Consider the following 10636-nt stretch of genomic DNA (forward strand, 5'->3'; position numbering starts at 1 on the left):
ATATTAATATTATAGTTCGAACTGAAAGATGCTGGCAATCTTTTAATTTTATCCATTTAATCTTTGTTCGATGAATCAAAGACAATTTTTCCGCCAATGATCGTTTTTGAAACGGTAATATCCGGTATGGAATGTAAGTCAATGTTAAAAATATCCTCTTTCAAAATGGTGAAATCAGCTAAAAATCCTTCTTTGATTAAACCTCTATCATTTTCGTGACAAGCAGCATAGGCACTCCCCTTCGTAAAAAGACCGACAGCCTCGAAAACAGATAATGCTTCTTCTGGAAAATAAACTGTTTTATCCGGATCATTAACATTCGTCCTCGTAACGGCTGCATGAATGCCTAAAAGCGGGCTTAATGGTTCGATTGGTGCATCTGATCCCCCAGCACACGGAAGACCTTCCTTTAATAACGTGTTCCAAGCATACAGATATTTATCCTGTTCCCCGCCGACTCGGTCTATCACCCATGGAAAATCAGAAGCAAGAAATCTTGGTTGAATATCTAAAATTAACGGCAGCCTTTTTGCACGTTCAATTAAATCCATCCGAAGAATTTGGGCATGTATGAGCCGATCACGCCCATTCCCGCTCAATGGATGTTTTTCAATTGCATTCAAAACCATTTCAAATGCTAAATCACCGATCGCATGAACGGCTACAGGCAATTTATATTCTCTCGCCTTCTTAACAAGTTGATCTAATTGATCCTGTGAAAAGATCGCTACGCCTGATGTAGAAGGATCATCAGCATATGGGTGACTTAGCAATGCAGTACTGCTTCCTAATGAACCATCAGCAAAAATCTTCATTGCTCCAAATTCAATCCATTCATTACCGCTCAGAAAGCTTTCTCCCGCTCCCTTCATATCATCTACAACAAGGTGATGAACTAAAAGATGAGCCCGAAAGGAATAGCCTTCCTCCTCAATGACATCCTTAAAAGCTTGTAATGTTCTCTCGTATCCGCCAAAGTAGCTTAAATCCTCTGTATGTACACCTGTTAATCCTAATTTGTAGGCACTTTGAATAGCTGCACGAATGTAGCTTTTTAGATTGGCAGCAGATACTACTGGAAGAACACGATATAAAAGTTCTTGAGCCTCTTCCTTTAGCAAGCCATTCAGCTTTCCATTTTCATCCCTTCCTATCACCCCTCCTTCCGGATTAGCTGTATGTTCATTGATATTTGCAGCTTCGAGTGCTTTAGAATTTGCGACAAGTGCATGTCTGCAAACCCTCTTTAGAAAGACTGGATGATCCGGAACAATTTTATCTAATTCATAATTAAAGATGGGTGCAGCTCGGGGCCCCCATAGATTTTCATTCCAGCCATCGCCGATAATCCATTCTCCTTTTTCAATTGTTGCGGAATATTGCTTTACCGCCTGCAGAGCTTCCTCTTTCGATTGACAATTTGTTAAATCAAGTCGATTCAGCTTTTCACCATATCCAATAAGGTGCATATGGCTATCAACAAATCCAGGAAGCATCGTGTCACCATGTAAATCAGTATTGCTCTCTATTTCATGGCCAAATCTCTGCTTCAAATCTGCCTCAGTTCCCATTGCAACGATTCGGTTTCCTTTCGTATAAACAGCTTCTACCTTATGATTTTGCTCTAATAAAGAATAAATATTTCCACCGTACCAAAGTGTGCCCATGTCCATACCTCCATATTAGTAGAAAAGTTGAAGCGCCTTGGTCACCCCCGACAAGCACAGGACAATCCTCACGGAAAGGTGAGCTCTACCTTTCAGGATTGGCTTGTGACCTCGAGGNNGGCGCTGAAGCTAGACAAAATGCAGGCGGTTTTTCGCCTGCATGAATAATTGATCGCTCTAAAATATTGTGTTTATTTTTTCGCTGCTGCTTCCATTTCTTGTTTTCGAAGTTCAACACGGCGAATTTTACCAGATGTTGTTTTTGGCAGCTCAGCTAAAAACTCGATTTTACGAGGATATTTATATGGCGCTGTCAGTTCCTTCACATGTTCTTGAAGGGTTTTCACAATGTGCGAATCGTCTTCATTTATTCCATCCTGCAAAACAACAAAGGCTTTGACAATATTCCCGCGAACCTCATCAGGACTTGCAACGACCGCACACTCCTTCACAAAAGGATGTTTGACAAGTGCATCCTCCACCTCGAATGGTCCAATTGTATAGCCAGAACTGATGATGATATCATCTCCGCGGCCTTCAAACCAGAAATAACCCTCTTCATCTTTCTTTGCTTTATCCCCTGTAATATAATAAGCTCCTCTGAACTGCATGGCCGTTCTTTCAGGATCTTTATAATATTTTTTAAATAGGGCTGGTGTATCTATATGAACAGCGATATCTCCCACCTCATTTACTCCGCAAGGTTCGCCGTTTTCATTGATAATTTCTACACTATTCCCTGGTATAGGTTTCCCCATAGAACCAGCCTTTAAATCCATTCCTTTTGTAATACCAACAAGCAATGTATTTTCTGTTTGGCCATAACCATCACGCACAGCCACATTAAAGTACCTTTTAAAAGTTTCAATTACTTCACTATTCAAAGGCTCACCTGCTGAAACAGCACTTCTTAAATTCGGCAGCTTATATTCATGAATATTATCTACCTTTGCCATAATTCGATATTCTGTAGGTGTACAGCATAGAACATTTACTTCATACTGCTGAAGAAGCTGCAAGTATTTCTTTGCTTCAAATTTCCCATTATAGACGAAGCCAGTTGCTCCAGAGCCTAATACGGAAAGGAATGGACTCCATATCCACTTCTGCCAGCCCGGACCTGCTGTTGCCCAAACAGTATCACCTTCTTCGATACAAAGCCAGTTTGGTGCTGCCGCTCGCAGATGGGCAAATGCCCAGCCATGAGTGTGGACAACGCCTTTTGGATTTCCTGTCGTCCCGGATGTATAAGAAAGAAACGCCATGTCACTTTTACTTGTATCAGCCAATGGCAGCTCGTCCGTAGCAGCTTCCATTTCTTTATTTAAATCGATCCATTGTTCTTGCGGGCTTCCAATCACAAACTTTGGTAAATTCTCTATTTCCTTTATATGTTCAAATTGATCGACATATGGGAAATAACTAACGATACCCTTTACATCACCATGTGTAATCCGATATTGGAGGTCTTTTGTTCGAAGCATTTCAGAGCTTGGAATGACTACTAAACCAGCTTTTAAAGCTGCTATGTATACTTGATAGGCTTCTATAAGCCGAGGAACAACGATTAAAAGAACATCACCTTTTTTCAGGCCATGTTGAAGGAAAACATTCCCGATTCTGTTTGCATTTTTAAGCAGTTCTTTGTACGTAACCTCTTTTTTGTCCCCAAGTTCATTTTCCCATTTAATTGCAAGCCTATTAGAATCACTTGCAAATCGCTCTATTTCGGATACTAGATTGTACTTCTCAGGTGCTAATAAGTCTTCACGCTTCATCAAATCTCCCCCAATAGTCTGTCTAATCTCATGCCTTGCTCAAGATGGTTCTTTTAAAATGATTATACTAAATTAATTTGAAATTTTAAATTATTTAGTATTAAAGGTTAGGTTTAACCTATATAGGCAAGGGAAAATAAAATAGGAGCAGGATGTAAATATCCTGCTCCATGTAGCCATATTATTTTTTTTTAATTAAGATTAGCGACCACCTAATTGCTGTTCAGCCATTTGTACTAAACGCTTAGTGATTTCTCCTCCGACAGATCCGTTAGCACGAGATGTTGTATCTGCTCCAAGGTTTACACCAAATTCGCTAGCAATTTCATACTTCATTTGGTCAAGAGCTTGTTGCACTCCAGGAACTAGAAGTTGGTTTGAGCTGTTGTTTGCCATGTGACTTCACCTCCTTGTGAGTATAGAATGTGTAGAATCACATGGCCATATTCAAATATTTATTGGTAATTGTTTCAACTTCTGGCAGATTAAGAGAGCCTTGTCGACCAACTTTTATAGAGCATTAAAATAAATCTTCTAACATTTCCTGCTTTAAAGATTCCGGTTTAATCCGGATCGTTTCCGTATTTTCAACAGCTTTTCTAATATAAGGCTCATAATCTGTATAACTTTCATAGTACTGTACCTTTTCACGTTTAGGTTTTGTTTTTGGAGATGAAGGAACGAACACTGTACAGCAATCCTCATAAGGCTGATTCGATATTTCAAATGTATCAATTTGATGGGCAATATCGATAATTTCGGACTTATCCATTGTAATTAACGGCCGGATGATCGGAGTATTTGTTACATCATTTATTGCGTACATACTTTCAAGTGTTTGGCTCGCAACCTGTCCAAGGCTTTCGCCAGTAATGATAGCCAGGCCTTCATTATTCTTCCTTATTTGATCTGTGATTCTTAGCATAAGCCGCCTAGTCGTAGTCATCGAATAATTCTCAGGAATCTGCTGCTGAATGAGCTGCTGAATTTCAGTAAATGGCACAATATGAAGGACAACCTCACCGCTTATATGAGCCAGCTTTTCTGATAAATCCAAAACCTTCTGTTTCGCTCTCTCGCTCGTGAAAGGCGGACTATAGAAGTGAACCGCTTCTAGTTCTATACCTCTTTTCATGGATAGAAACCCGGCTACAGGGCTGTCGATGCCGCCTGACAGCATCAGCATGGCTTTTCCGCTAGAACCGACCGGAAGCCCGCCAGCACCCAGAATCGTCTCACACGAAAGATAAACACCTTCTTCCCTGATCTCAATTTGAAGATTGATGTCGGGATTTTTTACATTGACCGTTAAATTCTCTACATTTTTTAATAGATGGGTGCCGAATGTATGATTAACTTCATTTGTATCTTGAATAAAGGTTTTATCTGCTCTTTTTGTTGTAATTTTGAATGTTTGTCCTGGCTCATAAATTTTCAGAAATAGCGACAGGGCTGCTTCCTTCATTTTTTCTAAGTCTTTTTCCGATTTTACCGCGGGGCTGAATGATTGAATACCAAATACACGCCTTAAACGCTCGATGATCTCATCACCGTTTTCTCCATTTAATAACACAAACATTCTTTCTCTATTTGCTTCAATTTTTATTTTTTCAAAATTACGGAGAACCCTTTTAATATTTCTCCGTAATTGATCGATAAATAACTTTCTGTTTCTTCCTTTTGTTGATAATTCTCCATATCGAATAAGAATACGATCATAATTCATTTTAGTTCATTACCTTTCTTAGCCTAGCAACGGCTTCGTTTACTGCCTTCATAAATTGCTCTGCCTCATTAAGTGTATTATCATAGGATAAGCTAATTCTAATAGCGCTCAACGCCTCTTCCTCAGGAATGCCCATAGCGATTAATGTCGTGCTTGCCTTTTGCCTTTTTGAAGAGCATGCACTTGTAGATGAAACGTAAATATCCATTTCCTCCAGAGCATGTATGAACACTTCAGCCTTAAATCCTTTTATTGAAAAATTAATAATATGAGGAGCCGACTGGCAAATAGGGGTATGAATAGTAACCCCTTCTATCATTTCCAATTTGTCTCTTAAAAAATCCTTAATTTTCACCATATTATTTATTTGCTTTGTTTGCTGCAGAAATGTTAGCCTAAGAGCCTTCGCCATCGCAACCATACCTGCAACATTTTCAGTTCCACTTCTAAGCCGCCATTCCTGTCCTCCGCCTGTAATTAATGAAGAAATCTTTACCCCATCTCGAACAAACAGAGCTCCCGTCCCCTTTAGGCCATGAAATTTATGCCCTGATATTGTACATAAATCCACTCGGCTTTCACGAATATTCAGGGGCACCTTTCCAATACCTTGAACAAAGTCGACATGAAAAAGGATTTTAGAATATTGCATGAGAAGCTGTCCAATTTCATGAATTGGCTGAATAGAGCCAATCTCGTTATTTACGTGCATAACAGAAACTAAAATGGTGTCATCACAAATCGCTCTTTCAATATCTTCTACCTTTACAATCCCGTATTGGTCAACAGGGACATAGGTGACACGAAAGCCCAGTCCCTTTAATTGCTCTATGGATTCCTTTACTGAAGGATGTTCAATTTCGGTTGTTATTAAGTGCCGACCCCTGCCTTTATGCATGAGAGCCGCACCTTTTATCGCAATATTATTACTTTCAGTCCCGCCGGAAGTAAAGTATATTTCATTTTTTTGGACATCTAAAAGCTTTGCTATTTGTTCTCTTGCTTGGGAAAGCAGCTTTTCCGATTGAGCACCTAGCCCATGCAAGGATGATGGATTTCCAAAATACTCTGAGGAAACCTTTAAAAAAGACTCTAAAACCTCACTATATGGCTTAGTCGTTGAACTATTATCAAAGTAAATCATTTTTACTTTCCTCCTAAAAATAAACGGATGGCAACTGTAAATCTTAGCATAAATATGATTGAATGAAAATGCATCTTTCCTATATTATCGCAAAAAATGAAAATTAGGTGTAAAACGTTTTAAGTTTATTTGGCAAATTTTTAATGATCTTAATGAGACAAAGAATATAGAATCCACTAAAGACCTATCATAAGATAACCAAAGAAGAAGAGGTATCCCTATCGGACACCTCTTCTTCTTTACTATTCACTTATTAATTCTTCAATCTTCTTCATTGCACTAGGGTCAATTTCCTCTACCGCTGTTGCTGCCTGCTCTAAGGCTGTCTTGTAATCAAATCCTCTAAAGGAAGCCTCTGCATCCTGTAAGCCTCTTGCAACTGAGGGATATCTTCTCCGATAGCGGTTTCCATACTGAATAACTTTTTCAACGAGCATGACCGTTTCAATCATATCATTTGTTGTATTGACAATTTTTTCTACAGTCAGCACAGCAACCTCTAAATATTGCTGGATCGTTTGGATATTCAGCGGCTTTTCATCAAGCTTCAGAATGACATTTCCAATGCTCTCTTTTGCATCTTCCATTAAATATAAATAGTCCTGAGGAAGCCCTGGAATATTGCTTTTTGAAACAAGCCTTGATGTTTCAGCCAATCTTTTTCTTAAATCATCAATGCTTTCACGAGCAGCCATTTCATCTTTTCTTAGTGCCTGAAGCTTTTCTGCAAACTTAACATGCTCTTCCTCAATCTCTTCCAATTGTTCTTTAATTCCTTCAAGCTCCGTTTTAAGCAATGTATGAGCCGTGTTTTCTGAAATTATTTTGTGTTCCAGAACCTCATAGCTTTTAATTAATTGGCTTAACTTCTTCTCTAGCTCTGTCTGAATGATTATATCCTTTTCTGAAAGATGGTAGCTTTGACGGACGAGCTCCACCTCATCCTTTAACTGCCTGTTTATTTCTTTATTCGTAAATAACATATTCCTTGTGGGCTCATCCTGCTGTCCAATATAATGCTTCGCATGAACCTCAGCTTCAAGCAGTTCATAAAGGAAATCAATGCTGCCTTTAATTTCTTCTATTCCTTTTTGTACATCTGTCATGTCAGCCATCTCGATTAGACTTAAATAAGCCGATGTTTGATTTTCAAGTCTGTTTATTTCTTTATCAAATTCAATATGATCAAGGATATATCCCTGTTCAACCATTTCTTTGTATCCGTCACTCAATTCTTTCAATTGAGATGGGATTTTCGATTGACACTCGACAAGAAATTCAGGGATTCTATCCATTTTAAATTTAACTTCATTTAGCTGAGCATGAATGGTTAAAACAATTTCCCGTGCTTCTAGATAGTTGCCATTATCTGTTTTTTCATCAAAAACTTCAAATTTTGCAAAGGTTTCATCTAAATGCTGCTCAAGAATATCAGCTGTTTTCCCATATGTGTGATGATGTGCCAATAAGGATTTCTTGCTCTCGCGATATAAATCCTTCAACTCTTCAATATCTGACCTATTCTTTTCTTCGCTTCCAACTAGCTCGTTCAATTCGTTTAATAACTTTTTAATATTTTCTTCAATTTCGTTTAAAAAGTTTTCGGTAGACTGCTGTACTTCTTTTGCCTTCCTAAAGCGGTATTTATCGATATATTCCTCCGCATCGAATAAATATTCTTCAACATTTGGAAGCTGGGCCGTAACAATATCATCCCATTCAGTTCTCCAGCGCTCAAACAATTCTTCCGTTTGTCCAGTCATATTTAATTGCTTTACTTTAGACATTTCATCGAGAACAGGGCGATTAACAATATCCATCTTCCATGTTTCAAGCCGATCTATTTCTTTATAATATTTTTTCTTTAATATGTATCCTGTTAAAAAAAGCACGATCACGATGACGATGCCGCCAATAATATATTCCATTCTCCAAAAAGCCCCCTGTTCTGTTCCGAGCCAAATCCTTCTATATCGAATTAAAAATAATGTTCAGTTCAATGTTTTTATGATACCATGTATACGACAATTTTTGACTATTAATTTCAATTTTTTATCTAAATTAGGGAAAAAAATGTACATTGTATTCTTTATTGAACACTAAGCGTGTCATTTTTTCAAATATTTTGCCTTTTCTTGAATTTTACAGAAAGAAGGTTTAATTTTCTAATGGAAAAAGATGGACATATTCATACTCCCTTCTGTCCTCATGGCACGAATGATGCTCTTGAGGGTTATGTCGAAAAAGCAATTGCCTTAGGTTTTAAGGAAATATCATTTACCGAGCACGCACCACTGCCTATAGGATTTAATGACCCCACACCAGCCCGGGACAGCTCCATGAGAATGGAAGAGCTTGAGAAGTACTTGCAAGAAATAGAAAGGGTAAGATCTATCTTCAGTCAAAAAATCAAAATTAACGCAGGACTTGAAGTAGATTTTATTGAGGGATTTGAAGAAGAGACGCGCTCCTTTCTAACTCAATATGGACCATTATTAGACGACTCTATATTATCTGTCCATTTTTTAAAGTTTGGAAATGGCTATGACTGTCTGGATTACAGCCCTGAAGTTTTTGGGCAAATGATTGAAAAATATGGTTCTATCGAGGTTATTTACGAGGCATATTTTCATACATTGCTTAAGTCCATTCATTCTGACTTAGGTCCTTTCAAACCAAAAAGGATCGGTCATATGACGTTAGTGAAAAAATTCCAAAAAAAATTTCCGGCACAAAGGGAATTTGTTGAACTTATTCAAGAGGTCCTTTCAGCTATTAGTAATAAGGGATATGAGCTAGACTATAACGGCGCTGGATTTTCCAAACCTCTATGCAGGGAGCCCTATCCACCTAACTGGGTTGTAAAAGAAGCCTTGAAAAAAGGGATCCCGCTTGTATATGGATCTGATTCTCATCAAATTAAGGATCTTGGGCAAGGGATGGATGAGATGCTTTTTTGAGGGAAATCCTGCTTAGATTTCCTTCCATTTTTATTTTACGGCTAGATAAATTGGCGGGTCATACGGCCGCTTGCATATAACCCCATCAATCCAGTGATAAACTTCACGAACGTATTTTTCAGCAAAATACTTTTCGTTTGGCATCACATGCAAAACTTCAGTCATATATTGTATATTTAAAAAAGGCATACTTAATAGCCCCTTTAATTGGAGAATCATATAATCAGGAGATAGAGTTCGGAATTCTCTCGTTATCATTCCTCTTTCAAATACTTTACTTAAATAAAACCTTTCTTTCATCAAATAGGTTGACATAATTTCACGAACAACCTGAGAGTCAATTGAAATTTCCCTCCATATTAATCTCGTTAAATAAATATTTTCAAATTGATAATACATCACATTTTCCGTAATTTTTCTCAAACAGCCTGCTGCACCCTGATCAAGGGTTGAAAATCCATCTTCAATTTGCTCCACATACCCTTCGAAAAAAACTGTAAAGCAATGCTCTAGCAATCCGTGTTTATTATCGAAGTAATAAGCAATATTTGCCGAGTTCACCTTTGCCTTATTGGCAATATCCCGTACCGATGTGCCATCAAATCCATTGACATTAAATAGACTGATTGCTGCATTAACAATTGCCCTTTTCACATCTCTGCTCATGTTTTCACCTGCTTTATAATTTTATTAGCTTTATTACAACAAACATATTCATCACGATCATTAGCGTAAAAACATAGATAGCGACCATAAGCAAATTGACAGTAACAGCGAAAAATTGTCAAATAACGTGGATTTCTTGTTATGTATAAACATTCTTGTTAAAATCACTATATCCTTTATAAAAATCTCGACAAAGTATTGGGTATTTCTTCTGATTTTGCGATTTTTTTAAAAACATTGATAGAAAGCAGGGTGTATGAAGTTGTTTAACGTCGAAACTTACCGCGGGAAACGTGAAGAAAACTATAAATTAGTAAAAAAGCAGCTCGCTGCATTGCTTGAGGGGGAAAGTAATGTAATTGCAAATTTAAGCAATGCTTCCGCTCTATTAAACCAATTTTTAGATCGGATTAATTGGGTTGGATTTTATTTAATGGAAAACGGTGAGCTTGTCCTTGGGCCATTTCAGGGCCTTCCAGCATGTGTTAGAATTCCGATTGGAAAGGGTGTTTGCGGTACATCAGCAAAACTCATGGAAACTGTCCGTGTAGAAGATGTTCATTTATTCCCAGGCCATATCGCCTGTGACGCAGCATCTCAATCAGAGATTGTTATCCCACTCATCAAAAATGGCCAGTTAATCGGTGTTCTGGATATTGATTCACCTGAAAAAAATCGATTTGATGAGGTTGACC

General features: G+C 37.9%; 9 protein-coding genes. 2 read left to right on the plus strand and 7 right to left on the minus strand.

The features are described from left to right. Positions 1–56: 56 nt before the first annotated feature. From V7149_RS21075 to ezrA, 6 genes are all read right to left on the minus strand, one after another. Entirely contained in the window at positions 57–1667 is a 1611-nt protein-coding gene (locus V7149_RS21075) for an amidohydrolase (RefSeq protein ID WP_335347555.1), read from the minus strand. 191 nt (positions 1668–1858) lie between these two features. Further along, on the minus strand, positions 1859–3445 hold the full coding sequence (gene mbcS, locus V7149_RS21080) for an acyl-CoA synthetase MbcS (protein WP_335347556.1): 1587 nt from the start codon (positions 3443–3445) through the stop codon (positions 1859–1861). Positions 3446–3646: 201 nt separating this feature from the next. After that, the gene (locus tag V7149_RS21085; protein ID WP_335347557.1) at positions 3647–3841 is read right to left on the minus strand and encodes an alpha/beta-type small acid-soluble spore protein; all 195 of its coding nucleotides are present in this window, start codon (positions 3839–3841) and stop codon (positions 3647–3649) included. Positions 3842–3965: 124 nt separating this feature from the next. Further along, entirely contained in the window at positions 3966–5171 is a 1206-nt protein-coding gene (gene thiI, locus V7149_RS21090) for a tRNA uracil 4-sulfurtransferase ThiI (RefSeq protein ID WP_335347558.1), read from the minus strand. Between the two features lies 1 nt (position 5172). After that, positions 5173–6315, minus strand: coding sequence for a cysteine desulfurase family protein (locus tag V7149_RS21095; protein WP_335347559.1), 1143 nt, complete (start codon positions 6313–6315; stop codon positions 5173–5175). A 242-nt stretch (positions 6316–6557) separates the two neighbouring features. Then, positions 6558–8243, minus strand: a complete 1686-nt coding sequence (gene ezrA, locus V7149_RS21100; RefSeq protein WP_335347560.1) for a septation ring formation regulator EzrA — start codon at positions 8241–8243, stop codon at positions 6558–6560. Positions 8244–8483: 240 nt separating this feature from the next. Here ezrA and hisJ point away from each other — a divergent pair, with 240 nt between their 5' ends. After that, positions 8484–9275, plus strand: a complete 792-nt coding sequence (gene hisJ, locus V7149_RS21105) for a histidinol-phosphatase HisJ (RefSeq protein ID WP_335347561.1) — start codon at positions 8484–8486, stop codon at positions 9273–9275. Between the two features lie 30 nt (positions 9276–9305). Here hisJ and refZ read toward each other — a convergent pair whose 3' ends face one another. Continuing rightward, positions 9306–9941 carry a forespore capture DNA-binding protein RefZ gene (gene refZ / locus V7149_RS21110; protein ID WP_335347562.1) on the minus strand — a complete coding sequence of 212 codons (636 nt, stop codon included), beginning with the start codon at positions 9939–9941 and terminating at the stop codon, positions 9306–9308. A gap of 262 nt (positions 9942–10203) precedes the next feature. On the opposite strand from refZ, the gene V7149_RS21115 reads away from it, so the two are divergent. Further along, a partial coding sequence (locus tag V7149_RS21115) for a GAF domain-containing protein (protein WP_335347563.1) occupies positions 10204–10636 on the plus strand: 433 nt, incomplete at its 3' end.

The organism is Bacillus sp. JJ1503 (assembly GCF_036965125.1).
In the GTDB taxonomy this organism is placed as follows: Bacteria; Bacillota; Bacilli; order Bacillales; family Cytobacillaceae; genus Cytobacillus.